The 24,722-nt window shown below is 75.1% G+C and carries 22 protein-coding genes and 3 tRNA genes; 9 read left to right on the plus strand and 16 right to left on the minus strand.

From position 1 onward, the window contains the following. Position 1: 1 nt before the first annotated feature. From RDI86_RS01690 to RDI86_RS01715, 6 genes are all read right to left on the minus strand, one after another. Positions 2-1,561, minus strand: coding sequence for an NAD(P)/FAD-dependent oxidoreductase (locus tag RDI86_RS01690; protein WP_308820509.1), 1,560 nt, complete (start codon positions 1,559-1,561; stop codon positions 2-4). Positions 1,562-1,613: 52 nt separating this feature from the next. Further along, positions 1,614-2,174, minus strand: a complete 561-nt coding sequence (locus RDI86_RS01695) for an AAA family ATPase (RefSeq protein ID WP_308820510.1) — start codon at positions 2,172-2,174, stop codon at positions 1,614-1,616. 110 nt (positions 2,175-2,284) lie between these two features. Beyond that, the gene (locus tag RDI86_RS01700; RefSeq protein ID WP_021482756.1) at positions 2,285-3,931 is read right to left on the minus strand and encodes a cation acetate symporter; all 1,647 of its coding nucleotides are present in this window, start codon (positions 3,929-3,931) and stop codon (positions 2,285-2,287) included. Further along, on the minus strand, positions 3,928-4,278 hold the full coding sequence (locus tag RDI86_RS01705; RefSeq protein WP_308820511.1) for a DUF485 domain-containing protein: 351 nt from the start codon (positions 4,276-4,278) through the stop codon (positions 3,928-3,930). The genes RDI86_RS01700 and RDI86_RS01705 overlap by 4 nt, the downstream gene beginning before the upstream one ends. 195 nt (positions 4,279-4,473) lie before the next feature. Continuing rightward, positions 4,474-5,289, minus strand: coding sequence for a tRNA (guanosine(46)-N7)-methyltransferase TrmB (trmB, locus tag RDI86_RS01710; RefSeq protein ID WP_374990507.1), 816 nt, complete (start codon positions 5,287-5,289; stop codon positions 4,474-4,476). Between the two features lie 57 nt (positions 5,290-5,346). Beyond that, the gene (locus RDI86_RS01715; protein WP_043654086.1) at positions 5,347-6,666 is read right to left on the minus strand and encodes a TrpB-like pyridoxal phosphate-dependent enzyme; all 1,320 of its coding nucleotides are present in this window, start codon (positions 6,664-6,666) and stop codon (positions 5,347-5,349) included. A gap of 294 nt (positions 6,667-6,960) precedes the next feature. Between RDI86_RS01715 and RDI86_RS01720 the strand changes: the two genes are divergently transcribed. Further along, entirely contained in the window at positions 6,961-7,722 is a 762-nt protein-coding gene (locus tag RDI86_RS01720) for an SDR family NAD(P)-dependent oxidoreductase (RefSeq protein WP_076406644.1), read from the plus strand. Between the two features lie 118 nt (positions 7,723-7,840). Here the strand turns inward: RDI86_RS01720 and RDI86_RS01725 are convergent, their stop codons facing one another. The 4 genes from RDI86_RS01725 to RDI86_RS01740 all read right to left on the minus strand — a co-directional run bounded on the left by RDI86_RS01725 (position 7,841) and on the right by RDI86_RS01740 (position 12,704). Continuing rightward, the gene (locus RDI86_RS01725) at positions 7,841-11,581 is read right to left on the minus strand and encodes a metallophosphoesterase (protein WP_308820512.1); all 3,741 of its coding nucleotides are present in this window, start codon (positions 11,579-11,581) and stop codon (positions 7,841-7,843) included. Positions 11,582-11,945: 364 nt separating this feature from the next. Continuing rightward, positions 11,946-12,018: transfer RNA gene (locus tag RDI86_RS01730), tRNA-Lys, on the minus strand. Positions 12,019-12,142: 124 nt separating this feature from the next. Further along, a tRNA-Lys gene (locus tag RDI86_RS01735) sits at positions 12,143-12,218 on the minus strand. Positions 12,219-12,323: 105 nt separating this feature from the next. Further along, the gene (locus RDI86_RS01740; protein WP_374990508.1) at positions 12,324-12,704 is read right to left on the minus strand and encodes a GroES family chaperonin; all 381 of its coding nucleotides are present in this window, start codon (positions 12,702-12,704) and stop codon (positions 12,324-12,326) included. Between the two features lie 73 nt (positions 12,705-12,777). On the opposite strand from RDI86_RS01740, the gene bcp reads away from it, so the two are divergent. Both bcp and RDI86_RS01750 read left to right on the plus strand, forming a co-directional pair. Next, complete coding sequence (bcp, locus tag RDI86_RS01745; protein ID WP_308820513.1) at positions 12,778-13,254, plus strand: thioredoxin-dependent thiol peroxidase; 477 nt, start codon at positions 12,778-12,780, stop codon at positions 13,252-13,254. Between the two features lie 94 nt (positions 13,255-13,348). Then, positions 13,349-13,430, plus strand: a tRNA-Leu gene (locus RDI86_RS01750). 256 nt (positions 13,431-13,686) lie between these two features. Here the strand turns inward: RDI86_RS01750 and trxA are convergent. Beyond that, positions 13,687-14,070 carry a thioredoxin gene (gene trxA, locus RDI86_RS01755; protein WP_021482401.1) on the minus strand — a complete coding sequence of 128 codons (384 nt, stop codon included), beginning with the start codon at positions 14,068-14,070 and terminating at the stop codon, positions 13,687-13,689. Between the two features lie 113 nt (positions 14,071-14,183). Here trxA and RDI86_RS01760 point away from each other — a divergent pair, with 113 nt between their 5' ends. The 5 genes from RDI86_RS01760 (at position 14,184) to RDI86_RS01780 (ending at position 19,250) form a co-directional block, all read left to right on the plus strand. Continuing rightward, on the plus strand, positions 14,184-15,668 hold the full coding sequence (locus tag RDI86_RS01760) for an MFS transporter (protein WP_308820514.1): 1,485 nt from the start codon (positions 14,184-14,186) through the stop codon (positions 15,666-15,668). Beyond that, a complete protein-coding gene (locus RDI86_RS01765; protein WP_308820515.1) occupies positions 15,661-17,262 on the plus strand; it encodes an aminotransferase class V-fold PLP-dependent enzyme in 1,602 nt (533 codons plus the stop codon). Before RDI86_RS01760 ends, RDI86_RS01765 begins: the two co-directional genes overlap by 8 nt. 71 nt (positions 17,263-17,333) lie before the next feature. Next, positions 17,334-17,903, plus strand: a complete 570-nt coding sequence (locus RDI86_RS01770; protein ID WP_009863909.1) for an NUDIX hydrolase family protein — start codon at positions 17,334-17,336, stop codon at positions 17,901-17,903. Beyond that, on the plus strand, positions 17,900-18,562 hold the full coding sequence (locus RDI86_RS01775) for a Pr6Pr family membrane protein (RefSeq protein ID WP_308820516.1): 663 nt from the start codon (positions 17,900-17,902) through the stop codon (positions 18,560-18,562). The genes RDI86_RS01770 and RDI86_RS01775 overlap by 4 nt, the downstream gene beginning before the upstream one ends. Before the next feature lie 145 nt (positions 18,563-18,707). Then, complete coding sequence (locus RDI86_RS01780; protein WP_034655787.1) at positions 18,708-19,250, plus strand: flavodoxin domain-containing protein; 543 nt, start codon at positions 18,708-18,710, stop codon at positions 19,248-19,250. A 66-nt stretch (positions 19,251-19,316) separates the two neighbouring features. Here the strand turns inward: RDI86_RS01780 and RDI86_RS01785 are convergent, their stop codons facing one another. Continuing rightward, positions 19,317-20,948, minus strand: coding sequence for an ABC-F family ATP-binding cassette domain-containing protein (locus tag RDI86_RS01785; protein WP_076406718.1), 1,632 nt, complete (start codon positions 20,946-20,948; stop codon positions 19,317-19,319). Positions 20,949-21,059: 111 nt separating this feature from the next. Between RDI86_RS01785 and RDI86_RS01790 the strand changes: the two genes are divergently transcribed. Further along, positions 21,060-21,509: a DUF3054 domain-containing protein gene (locus tag RDI86_RS01790; protein WP_081896078.1), complete on the plus strand. Its 450-nt coding sequence runs from the start codon at positions 21,060-21,062 to the stop codon at positions 21,507-21,509. On the opposite strand, the gene rdgB is transcribed toward RDI86_RS01790, so the two are convergent. The 4 genes from rdgB to murI all read right to left on the minus strand — a co-directional run bounded on the left by rdgB (position 21,498) and on the right by murI (position 24,677). Continuing rightward, complete coding sequence (gene rdgB, locus RDI86_RS01795; RefSeq protein ID WP_251177050.1) at positions 21,498-22,184, minus strand: RdgB/HAM1 family non-canonical purine NTP pyrophosphatase; 687 nt, start codon at positions 22,182-22,184, stop codon at positions 21,498-21,500. The two genes, RDI86_RS01790 and rdgB, sit on opposite strands and share 12 nt — an antisense overlap. Then, complete coding sequence (rph, locus tag RDI86_RS01800; RefSeq protein ID WP_043652567.1) at positions 22,181-22,951, minus strand: ribonuclease PH; 771 nt, start codon at positions 22,949-22,951, stop codon at positions 22,181-22,183. Before rph ends, rdgB begins: the two co-directional genes overlap by 4 nt. 92 nt (positions 22,952-23,043) lie before the next feature. Then, positions 23,044-23,874, minus strand: coding sequence for an MBL fold metallo-hydrolase (locus tag RDI86_RS01805; protein ID WP_061268532.1), 831 nt, complete (start codon positions 23,872-23,874; stop codon positions 23,044-23,046). Continuing rightward, a complete protein-coding gene (gene murI / locus RDI86_RS01810) occupies positions 23,874-24,677 on the minus strand; it encodes a glutamate racemase (protein ID WP_031316087.1) in 804 nt (267 codons plus the stop codon). Before murI ends, RDI86_RS01805 begins: the two co-directional genes overlap by 1 nt. Between the last annotated feature and the right edge of the window lie 45 nt (positions 24,678-24,722).

The following is a 24,722-nucleotide window of genomic DNA, read 5'->3' on the forward strand; positions in this document are numbered from 1 at the left end:
CCTACAGCCCGTACTCCTCGAGCAGCCGCAGCCAGACCTCGCTCACGGTCGGGTACGACGACACGGCGTGCCACAGCCGGCGCAGCGGCACCTCGCCCACGACGGCGATCGTCGCGGCGTGCAGCATCTCGGCCGCGTCCGGGCCCACGAACGTGGCGCCGACGACGACCTCGCGCGCGGCGTCGACGACGAGCTGCGCGCTGCCCGCGTAGTCGGCGGAACGCACCGAGGATCCGGCGACGTTCGCGAGGTCGTAGCGCACGACGCGCACGTCGAGGCCCGCGTCGCGCGCGGACGCCTCGGTGTGCCCGACGGCCGCCACCTCGGGACGGGTGAACACGACCTGGGGGGAGGCCACGGCGTCGGCCGTCGCGGCGAACCGCGACCACGGCTCGGGCCGGGAGCCGACGGCGGGCGGCCGCTCGCCCGCGGTGGGTGCGCCGTCGGCGTCGGGGTCGCCGAAGCGCGCGGCGACGACGTCGCCCGCGACGCGGCCCTGGTACTTGCCCTGGTGGGTCGTCGCGACGCGACCGGTGACGTCGCCGGCCGCGTACAGCCACCCGGTGCCGGCGTCCGACCCGAGCCCCTGGACGAGCATCGTGTCGTCGACCTCCAGCGCGCGGCCGGGCGCGAGCCCGACGGAGTCGACGCCGAGGTCCTGCGTGCGCGGCACGCGGCCCGTCGCGACGAGCACGCGCTCGGCGGTGACGGGCGACAGGTCCGGTGCGTCCCCGCCGTCCGCGGGACCGGCGGCCGCGAGGACGAGCCGCACGCCGCCGTCGGGCAGGGGCTCGACGGCCTCCGTCGCCACGCCGAGCCGCACGTCGACCCCCAGCTCCCGCAGCGACGCGGCGACCGCCTCGCCCGCCCACGGCTCGGTGCGCCCGAGCAGGCTGCCGCGCGAGAGCACGGTCACGCGCGCCCCGAGGTCGGCGAACGCGACCGCCATCTCGGTGGCGACCACGCCCCCGCCGACGATCGCGAGCGACTCGGGCACGTCCTCGACCGCGGTCGCCTCGCGGCTCGTCCACGGGTTCGCGTCCGCCAGCCCGGGGACGTCGGGCAGGACGGGCACGCTGCCGGTCGCCACGATCACCGCGTGGCGGGCCGCGAGCCGCCGGGTGCGCGGGAGGTCGTCCGGGTCGGCGTCGGGCTCCTCGGCGACGACCTCCACGAGCCGCGGGCCGACGATCCGCCCGAGCCCGCGCACGAGCGTGAGCCCCGCGCCCTCGACCCAGGAGACCTGGCCGGAGTCGTCCCAGTCGGAGACCATCTGGTCGCGGCGCGCGAGGACGGCGGCGACGTCGAGGTCGTCCCCGACGGCGACGCCCGGGACGCCCCGCGCCTCGGCCCGCACGGCCCCTGGGCGCAGGAGCGTCTTGGACGGCATGCACGCCCAGTACGAACACTCGCCGCCCACGAGCTCGGCCTCGACGAGCGCCACGCTCAGGCCGGTGCGCGACGCGCGGTCGGCGGCGTTCTCGCCGACGGGCCCGCCGCCGATCACGATCACGTCGTACGTCTCGTCAGGGGTGGCCTCGGGCTGCGCGTCGGACGTCATGGGCCCATCCTCGCGCGACGGCCCGGTCGCCGCCCGGCGGTGCGACGGCGGGTCAGGCGACGCGGGCCTCGTCGAGCCGGTCGAGCACGTGCCGGACGGTCTGCGCGACGGTCCACCCGGTCGTGTCGACGTGCAGCCCACCGGGCGTCGCGCGGGCCGCGGCGGCGAACTCCTCCGGGGTCCAGGCGCCGTACGCCTGCTTGTGGCGACCGGCGTCGCGCGCGGCGAGCGTGGCGGCGTCCGGCGTCAGCACGACGGCGTAGCACGGCCGGGTGCGCACGCGCGCCGTGAACCGCGCGAGGTCGGGACCGAGCAGGATGTCCTGGACCACGGCCGTGACGCCTGCGGCCGCGTACGTGTCGGCCGCCTGCGCCGCGAGCGCCTGCCGCAGGTCGAGCTGGGCCCGGGCCGCGGCGGACAGGGGCGGAGCCGTCGACGCCTGGCCGCTGACCACGAACCGCCGGAACTGGTCCCCGCGCACGTGCGCGGCGAGCGGGAACGTGCGGGCGAGCGCGTCGGCGACCGTGGACTTCCCCGAGGCCATCGCCCCGGTGACGACGAGGACCGGCGTCTCCCCGCCCGGGGCGGCGGGGGCCGGGGTAGCGGAGGTCACGGCGCGACCGTACGGCGTCGTCGGCGTGCCGCGCGACGGAATTGCCGCGCGCGGACGCCCCCGGTCGAGGCCGGGGGCGTCCTGCACGCTCCGCGGGGGCCGCCGTCGGGCTAGTGCACCGTCGCCTTCTCGGCGCCCGCCCCGGTGAGCGAGCGCACCTCCATCTCGGCGAACTTCTCGGGGTGCGGCTTCTCCCTGCTGAGGAGCGTCCCGACGATCCCGAGGAGGAACGCGAGCGGGATCGACACGATCCCGGGGTTGCTCAGGGGGAAGATCGCGAAGTCGATGTCCGTGTTCTTGATCATCGACAGGCTGGCGCCCGTCACCGGGTCGACCTTCCCGGACACGACGGGAGAGAACGCGATGAGCACGACGCACGAGATCAGGCCGCCGTACATGCTCCACAGCGCGCCCGCGGTGTTGAACCGCTTCCAGAACAGCGAGTAGAGGATGGTCGGGAGGTTCGCGCTCGCCGCGACGGCGAACGCGAGCGCCACGAGGAACGCGACGTTCTGGCCCTGCGCGAAGATGCCGCCGAGGATCGCGAGGATCCCGATGACGACGACGGTGATGCGCGCGACCTTGACCTCGCCGTCGGGCTTGACCTCGCCGCGCTTGATGACGTTGGCGTAGATGTCGTGCGCGAAGCTCGCCGCCGCGGTGATGGTGAGCCCGGCGACGACGGCGAGGATGGTCGCGAACGCGACGGCGGAGATGAAGCCGAGGAGGATCTCGCCGCCGAGCGCGAACGCGAGCAGGGGTGCCGCGGAGTTCACGCCCCCTGGAGCGGAGCTGATCGTCTCCGGCCCCACGAGCGCGCCCGCCCCGTACCCGAGCACGAGCGTGAACAGGTAGAAGATGCCGATGAGCCAGATCGCCCACACGACCGACCGGCGGGCCTCCTTGGCGGAGGGCACGGTGTAGAAGCGCATGAGGACGTGCGGCAGGCCGGCGGTGCCGAGCACGAGCGCGAGGGCGAGCGACAGGAAGTCGAGCTTGGTGGTGCCGGTGGCGCCGTACTGCTTGCCGGGCTCGATGAGCGCCTCGCCGCCCGGGCCCGCCTTGTCGATCGCGCCCTGGAGCAGGTCGGACAGGTTGAAGCCGAACTTCGCGAGGACCCACACGGTCATGACGGCGGCACCCGCGATGAGCAGGACGGCCTTGATGATCTGGACCCAGGTGGTGCCCTTCATCCCGCCGACCAGCACGTAGAGGATCATCAGCGCGCCGACGACCGCGACGACGACGCTCTGGCCCGCCGTGGAGTCGACGCCGAGCAGCAGCGCCACCAGGCCGCCGGCCCCCGCCATCTGGGCGAGCAGGTAGAAGAACACGACGGCGAGGGTCGCGAGTGCGGCCGCCATGCGCACGGGCCGCTGCTTGAGCCGGAAGGACAGCACGTCGGCCATCGTGAACTTGCCGGTGTTGCGCAGGAGCTCGGCGACGAGCAGCAGCGCGACGAGCCACGCGACGAGGAAGCCGATCGAGTAGAGGAACCCGTCGTAGCCGTTGATCGCGATGGCGCCGCAGATCCCGAGGAAGCTCGCGGCGGACAGGTAGTCGCCCGCGATGGCGGTCCCGTTCTGCGGCCCGGTGAACGACCGTCCGCCCGCGTAGTAGTCCGCGGCGGACTTGTTCTGCCGGGACGCGCGCAGCACGATGACGAGGGTCACGGCGACGAACACGGCGAAGATCGCGACGTTGACGACGGGGTTCCCGACGTCCGTGGCCTCGGCGGCCAGGAGGTGCGCGCTCACAGCTCGTCCTCCTCGATCTCGCGGCGGAGCTCGTCCGCCTGGGCGTCGAAGCGCTTGTTGGCCCAGCGCGCGTAGACCATGGTGATCGCGAACGTGGACACGAACTGGCCGAGCCCGAGGAGCAGCCCGACGGTGACGTTCCCCCACACCCGGACGCTCATGAGGTCGTGCGCGTAGTTCGCCAGCAGCACGTAGACGAAGTACCACACGAGGAACAGCGCGGTCATCGGGAACACGAAGTTCCGGAAGCGTCGGCGCAGGTCCTGGAACTCGGGCGAGCGTTGCACCCGCTGGTAGTCGGTCTCTTCGGCGGGCCCCGGTCCGGGGGCGGCCGTCACGTCGGTCATGACGCCTCCGTTGGCTCATTCCGTGGACAGACAGAGAGCCCGCACCCCGCGGACGGTCGCCTGTCGACGCGACCGCACGCGACACTGCGTGCCCGGGGCGACCTTCCACCCCCGGCACAATGTGCCGTAGATCACTGTTGTCCGCAAGGACCGCGCGCGGCCGGTCGCGAGGCCGGTCGCGAGCCGTGCCGCGGGTCAGACGCGCACGTACTCCAGGTCCGTGATGTCGCGCCCCGCGGCCTCGCCCTTGCGCTCGAACCCCGTGAGCACCCGGCCCTCGAAGCGCGGCGCGGCGTTCCCCGGGCCGTGCACGTTGCGCAGCCCCGGCGCAGCGTCCAGCACCTCGAGCATCTGCTCCGCGTACTCAGCCCAGTCGGTCGCGAGCCGCAGCGTCCCGCCGGGGCGGCCGTCGTCGCCCTCCCCCGGCGCGCGCAGGACGCGCTCGGCGAGCGCCGCGAACGACGGCGTCACGAGACGGCGCTTGTGGTGGCGGGACTTGTGCCACGGGTCGGGGAAGAAGACCCACAGCTCGTCGACGCTCCCCGCGGGCAGCGTGGTGGCGAGGACCTCGGCCGCGTTCGCCTGGACGAGCCGCACGTTCGTCAGGTCGCGCTGCGACGCGCGCAGCACCGTCTGGGCCAGCCCGGGCGCGTAGACCTCGACGGCGAGGAAGTCCGTGCCCGGCTCGCGCTCGGCGGCCGCGACGACCGCCTCGCCCTGGCCCGAGCCGATCTCCACGACCAGGCGCGCGTCGCGCCCGAAGGTCGCCGCGACGTCGAGCACGTGGTCCGGGTCCACCGAGGTCCGCGCGACGTCGCGTGGCACGTCGACGAGGTAGCGGTCGCGGTACGCGTCCCACGCGCGCTGCTGGCGCGGCGCGAGGCGGCCGCTGCGCCGCACGAACGACACGGGCTGGGTGCGGTAGCGCGGTCGGGCGTCGCCGGTCCCCGGGGTCGCGGAGGGGGCGCCGGTCACGGGCTCGTCGAGGGTCTCGGGGGTCGGTTCGGGCACCGCACCAGGGTACGGGCGCCTCGCGCGGGGGTCGTGCCGCGCGAGGCGCCCGGCCCGTCAGACGTACGCCGCGTACGCGGGCAGGTCGAGCACCCCGTTGCCCGACAGCCCGAGGACGATCACCTCCGGCTCCGTCGCCGCGCGCGCGTGCGCGACCGCCGCCGCCACGGCGTGCGTCGACTCCGGCGCGGGGATGATGCCCTCGCTGCGCGCGAACAGCGTCCCGGCCGTGAACGCCTCGTCCTGGTCGACCGCGACGGCGTCCATGAGCCCGAGGTGCACCGCGTGCGACACCATCGGCGACATGCCGTGGTAGCGCAGGCCGCCCGCGTGGATCGCCGGCGGGACGAAGTCCTTGCCGAGGGTGTGCATCTTGAGCAGCGGCGTGAGGCCCGCGACGTCGCCGAAGTCGTAGCGGTACTCGCCCTGCGTGAGCGACGGGCACGCGGCCGGCTCGCACGCGACGAGCCGCGTCGTCGTGCCCTCGCGCAGGTTGCGGCCGAGGAACGGGAACGTCAGGCCCGCGAGGTTCGACCCGCCGCCCGCGCAGCCGAACACCACGTCCGGCGCGCCCTCGCCCGCCTCGTCGAGCTGGACGAGCGCCTCCTGGCCGATGACGCTCTGGTGCAGCATCACGTGGTTGAGCACGCTGCCCAGCGCGTAGTGCGCCGCGGGGTCCTTCGCGGCCGTCTCGACCGCCTCGCTGATCGCCATGCCCAGCGAGCCGGTCGTCTCGGGGTCCGCGGCGAGCATCGCGCGCCCTGCCTCCGTGAGGTCCGACGGCGACGGGTGGCAGATCCCGCCGTAGACCTCCATCTGCGCGCGCCGGTACGGCTTGGAGTCGTACGACGCGCGCACCTGCCACACCTCGACGTCGAGCCCGAGCAGCGCGCCCGCGAACGACAGCGACGCGCCCCACTGGCCCGCGCCCGTCTCGGTCGTCAGCCTCGTGGTGCCCTCGAGCGCGTTGTAGTACGCCTGCGCGACGGCGGTGTTCGGCTTGTGCGAGCCGACCGGGCTCACGCCCTCGTACTTGTAGTAGATCCGGGCCGGCGTGCCCAGGGCCCGCTCGAGGCGTCGCGCGCGCACGAGCGGCGACGGCCGCCACAGCGCGTAGATCTCGCGGATCGTCTGCGGGATCTCGACGTAGCGCTCCGTCGTCACCTCCTGCTGGACGAGCGCGAGCGGGAACAACGGCGCGAGGTCGTCGGGCGTGAGGGGCTCGCGCGTGCCCGGGTGCAGGTGCGGGGGCACCGGCTCGGGGAGGTCGGCCGCGAGGTTGTACCAGTGCGTCGGGACGGTCGAGGGCACCTCGGCGCCCGTCGGCTCGAGGGACCGGACGGGCAGGGCCGTCGGCGGGGTCTGCGGTGTCGTCATGCTCGGCTCCAGCTCAGGGGGACGGCCGCTGGGCCGACGACGCGCGCACCGGGTTCACCGAGGCCGCCCACGTCGTCGGGGCACGGCCGGATGAGGTCACCGGCCGTCAGGCGGCCGGCCACCAGGGGGTCACGGACGGGTGCGTCACGACGCCGACCCTACCCCCGCCCGCACGCTCGGGACCACCGGCGCCCAGATGAGGACGATCGGCTCTCGCGCGCGCGGGCGCGCGGGCGCTGGGATGGGAGCAGACGCCGGTCGACGGCAGTGCCGGCGCGGACGGAAGGAGCCGTCATGGTCAGCAACCACGTCCCGGGCAGGTTCGAGGGACGCACGGCGATCGTCACCGGCGCGGGCGCCGGCATCGGCCGCGCGACGGTCGAGCGGCTGCTCGCGGAGGGCGCGCGCGTCGTCGCCACCGACGTGCGGGAGGACCGCCTCGACAAGCTCGTCGCCGACGTCGGCACGGACGCTCTCGTCACCGTGGCGGGCGACGTGAGCGCGCAGACCACGGTCGACGCGGTGGTCGCTGCCGCGGGCGGCCGGGTGGACGCCCTCGCCAACGTCGCCGGGATCATGGACGGCTTCCTGCCGACCGCCGAGCTCGACGACGCGACGTGGGACCTCGTCATGACCGTCAACGTCACCGCGGTCATGCGCCTCACGCGTGCGGTCCTGCCCCTCATGCTCGAGGCGGGGAAGGGATCGATCGTCAACGTCGGCTCGGAGGCGGGCTCGCGCGCGTCGGCGTCGGGCACCGCGTACGCGACCTCGAAGCACGCGATCGTCGGCTTCACGAAGAGCACGGCGTTCTTCTACACGCCCCGGGGCGTGCGGGCGAACGTCGTCGCCCCCGGGGCCGTCGCGACGAGCATCGAGGCGCCCTTCCGCTCGCCGTACGCGGGCGAGCGGCTCGGACCGGTCATGGCGACGACCGTCCCGCCGGCCGCGAGCGCCGACGAGCTGGCCGCGGCGATCACGTGGCTCCTGTCGGACGACTCGGCCAACGTCTCGGGCGCCGTCCTGCACAGCGACGGCGGGTGGGCCGCCGTCTGACCGTCCCGCTCCCCGACCGGGCGGGCGACGCAGCGGCCCCCGGACCGTCCGGTCCGGGGGCCGCCGTCGTGCCGTCGGCGCCGCGTCAGCGGCGCGACGCCGGCGGATCAGCGCGGTGTCAGCCGCACGCGAGCGCGTCGTACGGGACGTCCGCGGCGGACGACCGGCCGTCCCCGCTCGCGGCGACGTGCGCGGTGCCCGCCGCGACGTCGGACGCCCGGACGGAGAACGCCTGGTAGGCCGACGCGCCGGGTCGCACGCCCGTGACGGTGCGCTCGCCGAACGGCGTGCTGAGCGTGACGTCCATCGGGACGGTGTCCGCGTTGCGGGCCCGGACGGCGACGTAGGCCGTGCCGCCGAGGCACTGCGTTCGCGCCGTCGTCTCGACGACGAGGCCGTCCTCGGCGGGCGCGGTGGTGAACGTGCTCACCGGCGAGACGGCGGTGCCGCCGCCCGCGCTGGTGGCCGTGACGGTCCACGCGTGCGCGGCGCCGGGCTCGAGCCCGTCCCACGTGACGGTCGCGACCTCGCCCGAGGGCACGGTCACCCTGCCGACCTCCTCGCCCGGGGCGTAGAGCGACACGGCGTCGGTCGCCAGGCTCGTGACGCGCGAGGTGAGGTCGACGGGGACGGTGAAGTCGTCCTCGCGGCCGTCGTAGCGCTGCTCGTCGTCGTACTCGGTGGCGCCGAAGTTCTCGAGCCACGGCGAGTAGGTGTCGACGATCATCTCGGAGCGGTCGACGTCGAACTGGAGCAGGCGCAGGAAGCTCGCGCCGAGCCGCAGGCCCTCGTCGGGCGCGTAGCCGCCGATCTCGGTGAGGCCCGCCTCCTCGGCCGTGACCTCGTAGAACTGGTAGTCGGCCAGCAGCTCGACGACGCCGCTGCCCGGCGTGCCGACGTCCTGGCGCACGTTGATGCCCACGCCGTGCCGGTGCCCCGCGAGGACGAGGAAGACGTTCGGGTTGGGCTCGACGACCTTGGCGTGCACGAGGCGGCCGTCGGGCGTCGAGATCTCGGAGTCCCGACCGTCGGGGTTCGTGCTCGGCACGAGGTAGTCGTGCGTGAGCACGATCGCGTTGCGGTCGGGGAACTGCTCGAGGACGCCGTCCGCCCACGCGGCCTCCTCGTCCGTCACCCCGTACGACAGGTACACGGCGACGAAGTCGAGCCCGCCCGCGCTGAACAGGTCGTAGTGGTTCTGGTTGTCGCCCTCGCGCCAGGGCCCGCCGTAGGACGCGTTCTCCCACCCCGCGGACAGGGCCTCGTAGCGCTCGGGGCCGTAGAACTCGTTGAACAGCGCCCCGGGCCCGTTGTCCTGGCCCGTGAGGTTGTCGTGGTTGCCGGCGAGGATCCCGTTGGGGATGTTCGCGTCGTCGAGGATCTGCTGCGCGGACGAGGAGAACGCGTACTCGCCCCGGACCTGGGCGGCCATCGCGTCGTCGGCCGGCAGGCGCGTGTAGTTCTCGTTCACGTCGCCCGTGTGACCCACGTACGCGATCCCGCGCGCCTCGGCGTTGTCCACGACCCACTGCGTGAGGTCCGTGTAGGCCTGCGCCCACACGGCGCGCTCCTCGGCCGTCTCCTGCTCGACCGCTCCCTCGGTGAGGTACTGCGTGTCGGTGAGGTGGACCAGCGAGAAGTCGTAGTCCTCGCGGGGCGCGAAGTCGGTCTCGTCGCGCGACCCGCCCGCGGCGATGTCGTCGGCGAAGGGGTCGGTGCCCGTGACGAGGACGTGCACGGTCCCGTCGGTCGCGGCGCCGTCGCGGAGCACGGTGCTCAGCGACGTCGTGCCCTCGACCGCGCCGCGCGTGGACGCGAGGGGCTCCCACCGCTCCCCGTCCCACACGTGCAGCGTCGCGAGCCGCTGCGGGTCGACGACGCCCTCCCAGCGCACGACCTGGCCGGCGGCCGAGCCCTCGGCGGGCAGCTCGAAGCGCTGATAGGTGACGTCGCGGCTCCGGGGCGAGTCGAGCGTCAGGTCGTCGCCCGGGGCGAGCGCGTCCGCCGCGGCGGACTGCTCACCCTCGACCGGGAGCGTCGTCGGGACCTCGGCCGACTCGCCCTGCGCGACGAGCGCCGGGGCGGTGACGTCGGCGCGGGAGAACGTCGCGGTGACGTCGCCACCGCCGGGCGCCGCGACGCGCGCGGACAGGTCGATGCTCCCCGCGACGTCGCGCGTGCCGTGCGCGGGCGCGAGGTCGGTCGGGACGTCGGGCACGCCGAGGCTCGTGAACGCGATCTCGTGCGTGCTCGCGTTCCCGAGCACGTCCGTCGCGGTGACGACGAGCGTGTGCGCACCCGGGGCGAGCCCCGGGCCGACGGGCGCGCCGAGCTCGAGCGGCTCGCCGTCGAGCGTGACGTCGGGGCCGGACAGGACGCCGGACGCGTCCGCGAGCTCGACCGCGAGGCTCGTCGCGCTCGCGAGCTCCGCGCCCGCCGCCGGCGTGCTGGACACGATCGCGGGACCGGTGTTGTCGGTGGTCACCGTCCGGCGCGCGGCCGCACCCGCGGCGGTCGCCGACGTGATCGCGTGCTCGCCGTCGGCGAGCGTCGTCGTGTCGACGTCGGCCCGCAGGCCGGTCGCGGGCGCGTCGGCGTCGCGCGTCACGTCGAACGCGAGGTCGACCTCGCGCGGCTTCGTCGTGCTCGTGCCGCAGTCTCCGTCGCCCATCGAGTACGACGGCGCGATGCCCACGCCGGTCGCCGTGCCGTCCGTCACGTCGAGCGCGATCCCGGAGATCGCGAAGTCGTCGCGGTTGTCGCCGCACGCCGTCGGGTACGTGCCCGTGACGAAGCGCACGACGTTGCGGCCCGGGGACAGGAAGGCGTTCGGGACGTCGATCCGCACCGTCTCGCTCACGTAGTCGCGGTCCACGAGGTCGATGCGCTGCCCGTTGACGAGCAGGTGGTTGGTGTAGCGGGCCTCGATCGAGTTCGAGCCCACGGTGAAGACGAACCGCGACGAGCCGGTGCCGAGCGTCGCGACGGTGGTCAGCGGGGTGCCGTCCAGCTCGATGCCGACGGGCGGCTCGCCCCCGGCGGGCGGTGTGGCGAGCACGGTCTGCGGACCGTGCAGCAGCGCGCCGTCCGCAGGGAGGATCACGGGCGCCCCCGGGGCGCCGTTGTTCACGGTGACCGCGCTCGTCGCGGTCGCGCCCGACGCGGTCGTCGCGGTGAGCGTGTGGGCGCCGTTCTCGAGCGTCGTGGTGTCGAGCTCCGCGGCGAGGCCGGTCGTGGCGGCCGGGTCCTGGTCGAGGTCGAACGTGAGGTCCGCCGAGAGGACGCGCGCCGTGTTCGTGCCGCACGAGCCGTCGCCGAACGCGTAGGAGAAGCTGTTGGCGGAGCCGTCGGCGGTCTCGCCCAGGAGCTCGAGGGACACGTCCGTGAGGTCGTAGTCGTCGTAGTTCGTGCCGCACGACGTCGTGACCGCACCGACGACGAACCGCACCCGGTTCTCGCCCGGCACGAGCCACCGCGCGGGCACGTCGAGCGCGACGCGCTCGGACACCATGTCCCGGTCGAGCTCGAGGCGCTCGCCGTTGACGAGCACGTGGCTGCCGTACCGCTTCTCGATCGAGTTGCTGCCGACGTCGAACAGCAGGCGCGCCGTCGCGGGCGTCGCGGCGGCGTCGAGGGCGGTGCCGTCGACCGCGAGCGCCGTGACGGCGTCGCCGGCGCGGACGGGGTCGGCCGCGACACGCACCGTGCCGTCGAGGAAAGTGCCGGTCGTCGGGCTCAGCACCGGCCGCGTCTCCGGGGCGGCCCCGGTGGACCGGGCGGCCGTCCGGTCGAGGGTCGGGGAGGCTCCCGGGGCGGTCGCGGCGGCGGCGCCGGGCGCGAGCAGGCCGGCGACCAGCACCGCCCCGAGCGCCCCGGCGACCGCGGCGCGGCGCCGCGTCCCGCCGTCGGCCGGTCTCTCGGTGCGTCTCTCGGTGCGTCTCTCGGTGCGTCGCGAAGTCCTGTGCGTGGGCACGGACGTGTCCATCGTGGTTCCCTTCCGTGGCGAACGGGTCGACGGGCGGCGCTGCCGAGCGGCGACGACGCCCGCACCGGACCCTTCCCGGCGGGGGTGAACGGGAGGACGGCGGCGGGCGAACTCCGGCGAAACGGACGGCGACGGTTGCGGCGGGCGACCTGCACGGGTGGAGCCGGAGGGCGGATCGCCCGGGCGGCGGACGACGAAGGCCGCCCACCACGAGGGTGGACGGCCTGGTCAGGAAGGGTGCGCCATCAGGGACTCGAACCCCGAACCCGCTGATTAAGAGTCAGCTGCTCTGCCAATTGAGCTAATGGCGCGCGAGAGGGAACACTACCAGCGGCCAGGACCGTCGATCTCCGCGAGGAGACCGGGCCCGCCGCCGCGCCGGCTCTCGACCGGCACGGCTCGGGCCGCCCGCCATGCGGACGGCCCGATCGGTGGTGGTGCGCCATCAGGGACTCGAACCCCGAACCCGCTGATTAAGAGTCAGCTGCTCTGCCAATTGAGCTAATGGCGCGCGAGAGAAAACACTAGCAGCCGCGGGCGCGCCGGGAAAATCCGTTCCGCCCGCCCTCGTGTGACGTCGGCGACACGGCCCGGCGAGCCCGCGCAGCGGCCCCGGCTAGAGGTACAGCCCCGTCCGGCCGTCCTCCTCGACCTCCTGCGACACGGCGTGCACGTCACGCTCGCGCAGCAGCACGAGGTCCTTGCCGCCGAGCTCGACCTCGGCGCGCTCGTCCGGGTCGAACAGCACGCGGTCCCCCACCGCGACCTGTCGCACGTGCTCACCGGCCGCGACGACGACGGCCCACGCGAGCCGCTTCGGGCCCACGGCCGTCGCGGGGATGACGAGCCCCGCCGAGCTCTGCCGCTCGCTCGCGTCGACCTCCGGGTCCACGAGCAGCCGGTCGTGCAGCATCCGGATCGGGAGGTCGCGGGCGGCCGGCCGGGACGGCGACGGGCGGGACGAGGCGGTGGCGGGGGCGGACGTCGTCTTGCTCACAGCGACAACGCTACCGGTGCCGCCCACCCTCACCTACGCTCGAACCACACCTTGGCCGGACCGAAGGAGATCCATGTCCACGCGCCTCACCGTCGGCGACACCGCTCCCGACTTCTCCCTGCCCGCCGCCGACGGCAGCACCGTCACGCTCTCCGACCTGCGCGGCAAGCACGTTGTCGTCTACTTCTACCCCGCGGCCGGCACGCCCGGCTGCACGACGGAGGCGTGCGACTTCCGCGACAACCTTGCCTCGCTCCAGGGCGCGGGGTACTCGGTCGTCGGCGTCTCCCCCGACCCGGTCGACAAGATCGCCACGTTCGTCGAGGCCGAGCACCTCACCTTCCCGCTCGTGTCGGACGAGGACAGGTCCGTCCTCGAGGCGTACGGCGCGTGGGGCGAGAAGAAGCTCTACGGCAAGACGGTCGTGGGCGTCATCCGCTCGACGGTCGTCGTCGACCCGGAGGGCAAGGTCGAGCTCGCGCAGTACAACGTCAAGGCCACGGGCCACGTCGCGAAGCTCCGTCGCGACCTCGGCATCGACCCGAGGTAGCGCACCCGGGCGGCGCCGTCCTGGCCCGGTGCGCGTCGAGCGACGCGCACCGGCCGCCAGGGCCGCGCCGCCCGCGCCGTAGACTGACCACCGCGCGCGAGTGGCGTAACTGGCAGCCGCGCCAGGTTTAGGTCCTGGTGTCCTCGGACGTGCGGGTTCGAGTCCCGCCTCGCGCACCCTCCCCGGCCCTGCCGGAGTCCCCGTCGTGACGGCGCGGCAGCACTTCCCGGATTCACCCGCACCCGATCTGGACGACCGTCCAGTTCGGTGTCTACCGTGGTGGCAGAGCCGGTGCCCGCACCACTTGCCCCCTGCCGGTACGGGCACCGGCTCCCACACCTGCCACGCAGCGCCTGCGCGCGAGACGGCCCACGACACGACGACGGCCCGGCACCCTCCGAGGGTGCCGGGCCGTCGTGGTGTCGTGCAGGCTCAGGCGTCCTGCGCCGGGGAGCCGTCGCTCGCCGCGGCGATCTGACGACGCACGTCCTCCATGTCGAGGCCCTTCACGGCGTCGACGACCTGCTTGAGCGCCGGGGCCGGGAGCGCGCCGGGCTGGGAGAACACGAGGATGCCCTCGCGGAACGCCATGAGCGTCGGGATCGACGTGATGTTGGCGGCGGCCGCCAGGCCGCGCTCGGCCTCGGTGTCGATCTTGCCGTGCACGACGTCCGGGTTCTCCTCCGACGACGCCTCGAAGACGGGCGCGAACATCTTGCACGGTCCGCACCAGTCGGCCCAGAAGTCGACCAGGACGATGTCGTTCTCCTTGATCGTCTGCTCGAACGTGGACTCGGTGAGCGTCTGCGTGGCCATGGATGTTCCTCCTGGGGGCTTGGGGGTCTGCTACGTAGAGCACACACCTTGCCCGGAGTATTCCCCGCGCACGACCGCGCAGACCCGGCCCGCGCACCCTCTACGCTGCCCCTGTGACGCACGACACCACCGCGCACCGGCTCTCGCGCACCACGATCGCGGGCTACGCCGCCGGGTCCGTCGGCACCGGCGGGTTCGGCACCCTGCCCGGCCTGGTCCTGCTCGTGTACCTCACCGACGCGCTCGCGGTACCTGCGGCGGTCGCCGGGCTCATCGTCACGGGCGCCAAGGTGTGGGACGTCGTCGTCGACCCGTTCATCGGCTACGGGTCGGACCGCGACCTGGCCCGCACCGGGTCGCGCCGTCGCTTCATGACCCTGGGCGCCCTCACACTGCCCGTCCTCTTCGCGCTGACGTTCGCCGTCCCCGCGGCCGCCGGGCCGACCGCCGCCGCGATCTGGGTGCTCGTCGCGTTCCTGCTCGCCGCGACGGCGTTCTCGCTGTTCCAGGTGCCGTACATCGCGCTGCCCGCGGAGCTCGACCCCACGTACGACGGCCGCACCCGCCTGCTCGCGTGGCGCGTCGCGACGCTCGCGTTCGCGATCCTCCTGTTCGGGGCGGGCGGACCGGCGCTGCGCGGAGGCGGGGACTCGACATCGGGGTACCTCGTCATGGGCGTCGTGTCGGGCGTCGTCATCGGCGCCGGGATGCTCGTGGCCGCGCGGGTCGCCCCGCGCGCACCCCGCGGCGCCGGCACGCCCGCTCCCCCGGCCGGCGCGACCACCGCCTCGGCCGGAGCGACCACCGCCTCACCCGGGACCGCCACGGGCTCGACGGCGCCGGCCTCGGCGTCGCGCGCCTGGACCCTCGCCGTGCGTGAGGCGGTCGACGCCCTGCGCCGCTCGCGCCCGTTCCGCACGCTGCTCGCCGCGTTCGTGCTCCAGGCCGTCGCGACGGGACTCATGCTCGCGGGGGCGGCGTACGTCGCGCGGTACGTGCTGCGCGACGAGGCGGCCGTCAGCTGCCTCTTCGCGGCGCTCGTCGCGCCCGCGCTGCTCTGCATGCCGCTGTGGACCCGGCTCGCGCGCCGCGACGGCAAGGAGCGCGGGTTCGTCGTCGCGACCGTGCTCTTCGCGGTCGCCGCGCTCGGGATGGTCCCGCTCGTGTGGGCACCCGGTGCGTGGGTCTACGTCCCCACCGCGCTCGCCGGCGTCGCGTACGCGGGCATGCAGGCGCTGCCGCTCGCGATGCTCCCCGACGCCATCGCGCACGACGCGCGGACGCACGGCGAGGGCCGCGGCGGCGCCTTCGGCGGCGTGTGGACGGCGGGCGAGACGACGGGCATGGCGCTCGGTGCCGCGGTGCTCTCGCTCGTCCTCGGGATCACCGGGTACGTGTCCACGCGGGCGGGCGAGACGGTCGCCCAGCCGCCCGCCGCGGTGGACGGGATCGCGCTCTCCTTCTCGGTCGTGCCCGCCGCGCTCGTCCTGCTGAGCCTCGTCCCGCTCGTGCGATACGGTCTGCGCAGGGGGGACATCGACGACACAGCACCGGAGCTGCCGCGTGACCACGCCCCGACCGACCGAGCCCGTGACTGACACGGGATCGACCGCCCCCGGCGCCCTGCCGCGGCCCGCCGACGCGGTGCCGCTGCGCACCGACGGGATCCTCGACCGGCTCGCCGCGCTCCGCGCGGCCGACGCCCCGACGCACGGCGGACGCGTCCTGTCCTACGTCTACGACCCCGGTCTCGCCGAGCTCGACGAGCTCGCCGCCGCCGCCGCGCGCGCCGTCCAGCCGGTCAACGGGCTCGACCCCACGACGTTCACGTCGGTCGCCGTCATGGAGGGCGAGCTCCTCGGGTTCGCACGCACGATGCTGCACGGGCCGGCCGACGGGCCCGACGCCGTCGTGGGCTCGGTGACGTCCGGCGGGACGGAGAGTTGCCTGCTCGCGGTGAAGATCGCGCGCGAGGCGTTCCGCGCCGCGCACCCGGACGTGCGCCCCCGCGTCGTGGCCCCCGTGAGCGTGCACGCCGCGTTCCGCAAGGCCGCGCAGCACCTCGACGTGGACCTCACGCTCGTCCCCGTCGACCCGGCGACGGGGACGCCCGCCGCCGCCGACCTCGTCGCGGCGCTCGACGCCGACGACGTCGCGCTCGTCGTCGTGTCCGCGCCGTCGTACCCGCACGGCGTCGTCGACCCGGTCGCCGAGGTCGCCGAGGCCGCCGCCGCGCGCGGCGTGCCCGTGCACGTGGACGCGTGCGTCGGCGGCTGGGTGCTGCCGTTCTGGGTCGCGGCCGGGGGCGAGGAGGTGCCGCCGTTCGACTTCTCCGTGCCGGGCGTGACGAGCATCTCCGCGGACGTGCACAAGTACGGCTACGCGCCCAAGGGCGCGTCCGTCCTGCTCGTGCGCGGGCGCGACCGCCAGCGCCGGCAGTTCTTCGCGACGACGGGCTGGCCGGGGTACCCGGTCGTCAACCCGACGCTGTCCGGGTCGCGCTCCGCCGCGCCGCTCGCCGCGGCGTGGGCCGTGAGCCAGGCCCTCGGCACCGCGGGGTACACGGCCCTCACCGCGCGGTGCGTGCGCGCGACCTACGCCCTGCGCGCGGCGGTGGACGCGATCGACGGGCTCCGCGTCGTCGGCCGCCCCACCGGCCCGCTCGTCGCCGTGGCGACCGACGAGTCCGTGCCGCCCGAGCGGCGCGTCGACCCGCACCTGTGGGCCGACGCCGTTCGGTCCCTCGGGTGGGTGCTCCAGCCGCAGCCCGGGCTCGTCCAGGACGACGGCACGCGCCTGCCGCACACGACCCACCTCACCGTCACGCCCGTCACCGAGGCCGGTCTCGACGGCCTCGTCGCCGCGCTCGGCGCGGGCGCCGACGCCGTCCGCGGCGCCGGGCGCCCCGACGTGAGCGGGGTGCTCGCCGCGCTCGCCGGTAAGTTCGCACCGAGGGCCGACGCCCCCACCGCCGACGAGATGTGGGGCGCGCTCGTCGGGGTGCTCGCCGCGGACGACGGCGGGCCCGAGGGCGACGACGACCGGGGGCCGCGCGCGTCGGTCCTGCCCGACCGCCTCGCCCCGCTCATGGCCCTCATGGAGGTGCTGCCCGCACCGGTCGCGGAGCAGGCGCTCGTCGAGATCGTGGCGCGCGTCTCCGAGCCGCACGCCGAGGCGCCCGGCACCGCGTGAAGGCCGCACGACCGGGCAGTGGCGCCCGGGGCGGACTCGCCCCGCCGCACCGCTCGGGGTAGAACAGTCGCGTGACCGACACCGCCGACTTCCCGCCCGACGACTTCTCCCACGACAACCCGCGCCCCGCGGGCTGGCTCAGCGCCGAGGAGATCGCGGTCGCGCGCGCCCAGCTCCCGCTCGTCTACGTCGACGCCGTCCCCGTCCGGGTCGACGACTCGGGCGACGTGGTCGCGGTCGGGCTCCTGCTGCGCGTGACGCCCGAGGGCATGATGACGCGGGCCCTCGTCTCCGGGCGGGTCATGTTCCACGAGCGCATCCGCGACGCGCTGCTGCGCCATATCGAGAAGGACCTCGGCCCGGTCGCGCTGCCGCAGGTGCCCGCGTCCCCGCAGCCCTTCACGGTCGCCGAGTACTTCCCGACGCCGGGCATCACGTCCTACCACGACCCCCGCCAGCACGCGGTCTCGCTCGCGTACGTCGTGCCGGTGACGGGCGACTGCCGGCCGCAACAGAACGCCCTCGAGCTCGCGTGGCTCACGCCCGAGCAGGCGTGCAGCGACGAGGTCCAGCTCGAGATGCGCGGCGGCCAGGGGGTGCTGCTGCGCCAGGCGATGGCGTACGTCGGCCGCCTGCCGTGACCGACGCGCCAGGCGTCCGGGTCGACGCGGGCCGGCACGTCGTGGCCCGCACCCTGCACACGCTCGTCGCCGTCGCGGCGCTCACGGGCGTCGTCCTGGAGGTCGCGATCGCGCTCGTCGACGGTCCCGGCACGGCCCCGAGCCAGGCCGAGCGCCTCGTGCGCCTGTTCTCCTACTTCACGATCCAGTCGAACCTGCTCGTCGGGGTCGTCTCCGTCCTGCTCGCGGCGCGACCCGCACGCGACGGGACCGTCTTCCGCGTCGCGCGCCTCGACGCGCTGCTGTGCATCGCGGTGACCGGGATCGTCTACAACACCGTGCTGCGCGGTCTGCAGGACCTGACGAGCGCCGGCCAGGTCTCGAACCTCCTGCTGCACCTCGTCGCGCCGCTGCTCGCGGTGGCCGCGTGGGGACTCGTGGGCCCGCGCCCGCGGGTCGACCCCGCGACGGTCTGGTGGTCCGTCGCGTACCCGCTCGCGTGGATCGCGTACACGTTCGTCCGGGGCGCCGTCGTCGGCTGGTACCCCTACCCGTTCCTCGACGTGGGCGAGCTCGGCCTCGGCCGGGCGCTCGTCAACACCGCCGTCGTGGCGGTCGTCTTCCTCGCCCTCGCGTGGGTCGTGCGTCTCGTCGACTCCCGCCTGCGCCCCGCGCCCTGACCCTCTCGCGCCCCGGCAGTGCGCCCGGGACCAAGGGCCCGCACGCTCGTTCCCGTCGGCCCTGGGCCTCGCGCCCTCGGAGCCGGACGCTGGAGGGAGGGGACCCGTCCGGTCCGGACGGGCGGTCGACGAAGGGGTGAGCGCGATGGACGCCGCAGTGGTCTACGAGTCGATGTACGGCAACAGCGAACGCGTCGCGCAGGCCATCGCGGAGGGGCTGTGCGAGACGGTGCGCGTCGAGGTCGTCGACGTGACCGACCCGGCCGCCCACCCGGACGCCCTGCGCCACGTGCAGCTGGTGGTCGCCGGCGGCCCGACGCACGCCCTGGGCATGACGCGCCCCGCGACCCGCGCCGAGGCGGTGCAGCGCGCGACGGGCCCGGTCTCCGACCGGGCCACCGGGCTGCGCGAGTGGGTGGAGTCCCTCCCGCCACAGGAGGAGGGGCGGCTCGCCGCGACGTTCGACACGCGCGCGACGAAGGTCCGCTCGCTCCCGGGCTCGGCAGCCCGCGGCGCCGCCAGGGCGATGCGCCGCGCGGGGTTCCGGCTCGTCGTCCCGTCCGCGTCGTTCTACGTCGGCGACGTCGAGGGACCCCTGGACGACGGCGAGCTCGACCGGGCGCGCGCGTGGGGTCGCGCGCTGGGCAAGGTGCTCGTCCCGGCGGAGAGCCCGGCCGAGGGCCGCTGACCACCCGGGCCCGCCCGCCCCCTGGCCACGACGCTCCGGCCGGTCCGGCGCTGAGGGCGCTGCGGGTCAGCCGAGCTCGAGCCGGGGCCAGTCGTCGAGGTCCTCGCGCATGCGGCGGTCGTGCGTCGCCACGACGACCGCCGCGGGCGTGACGCGCAGCGCCTGGGTGAGCTCGTCGACGAGGTCGATCGACAGGTGGTTGGTCGGCTCGTCGAGGACCAGCACGTGCGGCGCCGCGAGGAGCGCGCGGGCGAGGTCGAACCGCCGGCGCTGCCCCGCGGACAGCTCGCGCAGCGGCCGCTCCAGGTCCTCCTCCGTGAGCAGGCCCAGGAACGCGACGGGGACGAGGTGCTCGGGGTCGAGGCGGCCCGCGTCGAGCAGGTCGAGCGCCTCGCGCGCGTACTCGTCGAACCCGGTGCGGTCCTCCGCCTCCGGGGGCAGCGCCGGGCCCTCCTGCGCGACGACGCCCAGCCGCGCGCCGTCGACGACGGACCGGGTGCCGCGGTCGAGCGGCACCAGGCCCGCGAGCGCGGCGAGGAACGTCGACTTGCCGCTGCCGTTCGGCCCGGTCACGAGCAGACGCCCCGAGGGAGGGAGCGCGACCCGGGTCCCGGGCAGGTCGAGGCGCGCTCCGCCGTCGGGCCCGACACGCGGGCTGCGCAGCTCGAGCACCGGGTCGCCCGGCTCCCAGCCCGGCGACATCGCGGGGAGCTCGGGGAAGACGAGCTGGAGGGGCGGCACGGGCACCTCGACGGCCTCGGCCTCGAGCTGCTGGAGGCGCCGGTCCGCGGCCTTGACGTGGATCCGGGCGCGCGTCGCGCGGCGGTGCTTCTGGCTGCCCTTGGGCGGGCGCCACTCGTCGGACAGCCCCTCGTACGACGCGTCGAGGACCGCCGCGAGCTTCTCCGCGCGCTTCTGTTCCGCCCGGAACCGCTGCCGCCAGCGGTGCAGCGCCTGGTTCTTCGCGAACCGGTAGGAGAGGTACCCCGGCTGCCCGTAGAGCACCGGCTTCCCGTCCATCGCCGGGTCGAGGTCGAGGATCTCGGTCGCGACGTCGTCGAGGAGCTGCCGGTCGTGCGTGACCATCACCACGCCGCCGCGCCACGCGACGAGCTCGCCGGTGAGGAAGTCGATCCCGCCGGTGTCGAGGTGGTTGGTCGGCTCGTCGAGGAGGAGCAGGTCGGCGCGCTCGGCCAACCGACACGCGAGCCGCACGCGGTAGCGCTCGCCGACGGACAGGGTCGCGAGCTCGCGGTCCCGGTCGCGGCACGCGCCGAGGCGCGAGAGCGCGACGTCGACCCGGCGGTCCGCGTCCCACACGGCGAGGTGCTCGGCGCGGGCGAGGATCTCCGTGAGCTCGGCGAGGTCGCCCGCCTCGTGGTCGAAGTCCCGGGCCGCCGCCTCGAGCTCGGCAGCGACCGCCCGCAGCCCGCTCAGCGTCGCGGCGACGAGCGTGCCGACCGTCTGACCCGGCGCGATCGCGAGCTCCTGCTCGACGAGCGCGAGCGACCCCGCGCGGCGCACCTCCCCGCGGCCGGGCGCGAGGTCGCCGGAGAGCACGTGCAGGAGCGTCGACTTGCCCGTGCCGTTCTCCCCCACGACCCCGAGCCGCGTCCCCGCGGCGACGCGCAGCCCGACCCCGTCGAGGACGGGGCGTCCGGGGTAGGCGAAGGCGAGGTCGTCGGCGGCGAGGTGCACGGGGACCACCCTATGTTCCTGGGGATCGACCCTCCGCGTCCCGGGATCGACCCGCCAGGGCCGGTCCGGGCCGTGCGGGGACGGTCCCGCGGGCGGGGTACCGTCGGGAGCATGACCGACCTCGCGCCTACCGGACCGCGCCCTCGTCGCCCCGGGCTCGTCGTGCTCGCCGCGCTGGCCGACGTCGCGTGCGTCCTCGCGCTCGCGACCGGCGGCCTCGCGACGCACTCCGCCGACGAGGGCCTGACGCGGCTGCTCGTCGTGGCGTGGCCGTTCGCCGCGGGCGCCGCGCTGGGCTGGCTCGTCACGCGCGCGTGGCGCCGCCCGTGGGCCCTGTGGCCGACGGGCGTCGTGGTCTGGGGCTGCACGTGGGCGCTGGGCGTCCTGCTGCGCGTGCTCACCGACCAGGGCGTGGCCCCGGCCTTCCAGCTCGTGTCGTTCGGGTTCCTCGCCGTGACGATGCTCGGCTGGCGCGGCGTGGTCGCGCTCGTCGGCGTCCTGCGGCCGGGCGACCGCCGACGCCGCGAGCGCGAGCTCGCCGGCCGCCCCCTACCGCGCTGAGAGCGCCGCGACGACGTCCGGCGCGAGAGCGCGGAACGCCTTGCCGCGGTGGCTGATCGCGTTCTTCTCCGCCGGGCTCAGCTCGGCCGCGGAGCGGGCCGTCCCCGCACCGGGCTGCTCGTCCGGCAGGAGGATCGGGTCGTAGCCGAACCCGTTCGCGCCGCGCGGCGCGGTGAGCAGGGTTCCCCGCATCTCCCCCGTCCGCACGACCTCGGTGCCGTCGGGCGTGACGAGCGCCGCCGCGCACACGAAACCGGCCGCGCGGTGCTCCGCACGCACGTCGCCGAGCTGCGCGAGCAGGAGCTCGAGGTTCGCGACGTCGTCGCCGTGCCGCCCCGCCCAGCGCGCCGAGAAGATCCCGGGTGCGCCGCCCAGCACGTCGACGGCGAGACCGGAGTCGTCCGCGACGGCCGGCAGCCCGGTGGCCGCGACGAGGGCGCGCGCCTTGATGAGCGCGTTCTCGGCGAACGTCACGCCGTCCTCGACGGGCTCGGGCGCGCCGACGTCGCCCGCGCCGACGATCGCCTCGGGCGCGAGCTCGAGCCCCGGGTGCGCGTCGAGCTCGGCCGCGAGGATCGCGCGCAGCTCGGCGATCTTGCCCGGGTTGTGCGTCGCGAGGACGAGTCGCGCGCCGTCGGGCACGACGACGCCCGCCGCCCCGGGTGCGCCGCTCACCGCGGATCCGCCGCGAGCGCCGCGCGCTGGATCGCCGTGAGATCGGCGGTGCCGGCCACCGCGAGGTCGAGCAGCGCGTCGAGCTCGGCGCGGTCGAACGGGGCGTGCTCCGCGGTGCCCTGCACCTCGACGAACGTCCCGGAGCCCGTGACGACGACGTTCATGTCCGTCTCGGCACGGACGTCCTCGACGTACGGGAGGTCGAGCATGGGCGTGCCGTCGATGATCCCGACGCTCACGGCCGCGACGGAGTCGGTCAGCACGGGCTTGCCGCCCTTGATGTGGCCGTGCCGCTGGCCCCACGCGACGGCGTCGGCGAGCGCGACGTAGGCGCCGGTGATCGCGGCGGTGCGTGTGCCGCCGTCGGCCTGGAGGACGTCGCAGTCGAGCACGATCGTGTTCTCACCGAGCGCGGAGACGTCGATGATCGCGCGCAGGGACCGGCCGATGAGCCGCGAGATCTCGTGCGTGCGCCCCCCGATCTTGCCCTTGACCGACTCGCGCTGGCTGCGCTCGTTCGTCGCGCGCGGCAGCATCGCGTACTCGGCGGTGACCCAGCCCTCGCCCGACCCCTTGCGCCAGCGCGGCACGCCCTCGGTGAACGACGCCGCGCACAGCACGCGCGTGCGGCCGAACTCGACGAGCACGCTGCCCTCGGCCTGGTCGAGCCAGTGGCGGGTGATGGTCACGGGGCGGAGCTGGTCGGGCGTGCGGCCGTCGGCGCGGAGGGGCGCGGCCGTGCCCGGAGACGAGGAGGGGATGGTCATGCCGCCACCCTACCGACCCCCGGCCCACCGCTGAGTGCGCGGAATGGTCGCGCCTTCCGGGCCCGACGGCGGCTCCTCCCCGCGCTCAGCGGTCAGAGGTCGAAGACCGCGCCCGTCGTGGCGACGTCGACCGGGCCGGTGTACGTCTCCCGCGCCTCGGCGCGCGAGCGCTCGGGGTCGTTCCACGCGGGCAGGTGCGTGAGCACGAGCCGGCGCGCGCGGGCCGCGGTCGCGACCTCGCCCGCGCGCCGCCCCGTGAGGTGGATGCCCCGCTCGACGCCGTCGTCGCGGCCCTCGTGGAACGCCGCCTCCGACAGGAGCAGGTCGGCGTCGCGCGCGAGCTCGACCACGCCGTCGCACGCGTCCGTGTCCCCCGTGTACGCGAGGACGGCGCTCTCCCCCGGGCGCAGCGTGGACGGCCCGGTGACGCGCACCCCGTACGCCTCGACCGGGTGGAACACGCGGTACGGCTCGAGGACGAGCGGGCCGACCCGGACCGGCGCGCCCGGCTCCCACGCGCGCACGTCGAGCTCCTCCGTCACGCCGTCGCCCGGCTCCGCGCCGTACGCCGCCTCGATGCGGGCGGCCGTGCCCGCCGGGCCCAGCACGGTGAGCCGGCTCGGCACGCCCGTGCGGGTCGAGCCGCGGACCGGGTGGTAGCGCAGGTACACGTACAGGCCGCACACGTCGACGAAGTGGTCGGGGTGCAGGTGGGACAGTCCCACCGCGTCGACGTCGAGCGGCTCGACGAACCGCTGCAGCGCGCCCAGCGACCCGTTGCCCAGGTCCAGCACGACGTTCCAGTCGCGCGCCTCGAACCCCGCGGCCGCGGCCTCTGCGGCCGGGACCTGGACCAGGTACGACGACGCGGGCGACGCCGGGCCCGCGAACGACCCCGAGCACCCGACCGTGACGAGACGCATCAGGCCGCCTCCACGCTCAGCACCTCGGGGCCGAGGAACCGGCGCGCGAGGTGCTCGAACGGCTCCGCGCTCCCCGTCGCGAGGAACCGGTGCCGCGGCGGCCCCGCGTCGCGCGAGCGCTCGAGGTCGTGCGCGACGAGCGTGCGGTACACGTCCTTCGCGGTCTCCTCCGCGCTCGACACGAGCGTGACCTCGTCGCCCATCACGTACGAGATCGCGCCCGTCAGCAGCGGGTAGTGCGTGCACCCGAGCACGAGCGTGTCCACGCCCGCGGCCTTCACCGGGTCCAGGTAGCGGTGCGCGACCTCCAGCACCTCGGGGCCTGACGTCACGCCCTGCTCGACCAGCGGCACGAACTCGGGGCACGCCTGCGTCGTCAGGGTCAGGCCCGGGGTCACGGCGAACGCGTCCTCGTACGAGCGCGACGTGATCGTGGCCCGCGTCCCGATGACGCCGATGCGGCCCGACCGCGTCGCGGCCACGGCCCGGCGTGCCGCCGGGAGGATCACCTCGACGACCGGGAGCCCGTGGCGCTGCGTGTACCGCTCGCGCGCGTCGCGCAGCACCGCGGACGAGGCGGAGTTGCACGCGATGACGAGCATCTTCACGCCGTCGTCGACGAGCTGGTCCATGATCGCCAGCGCCATCGCCCGGACCGCCGCGAGCGGCTTCGGCCCGTACGGGCTGTTCGCGGTGTCCCCGATGTAGAGGAGGGCCTCGTTCGGGAGCTGGTCGAGGATCGAGCGTGCCACGGTCAGGCCACCCACGCCCGAGTCGAAGATCCCGATGGGAGCGTCGTTCACCCGGCCGAGCCTACTGTCGCCGCCCCGCGCCAGGCGCCCCGAACC

It is taken from the genome of Cellulosimicrobium sp. XJ-DQ-B-000 (assembly GCF_031119065.1).
GTDB lineage: Bacteria > Actinomycetota > Actinomycetes > Actinomycetales > Cellulomonadaceae > Cellulosimicrobium > Cellulosimicrobium funkei.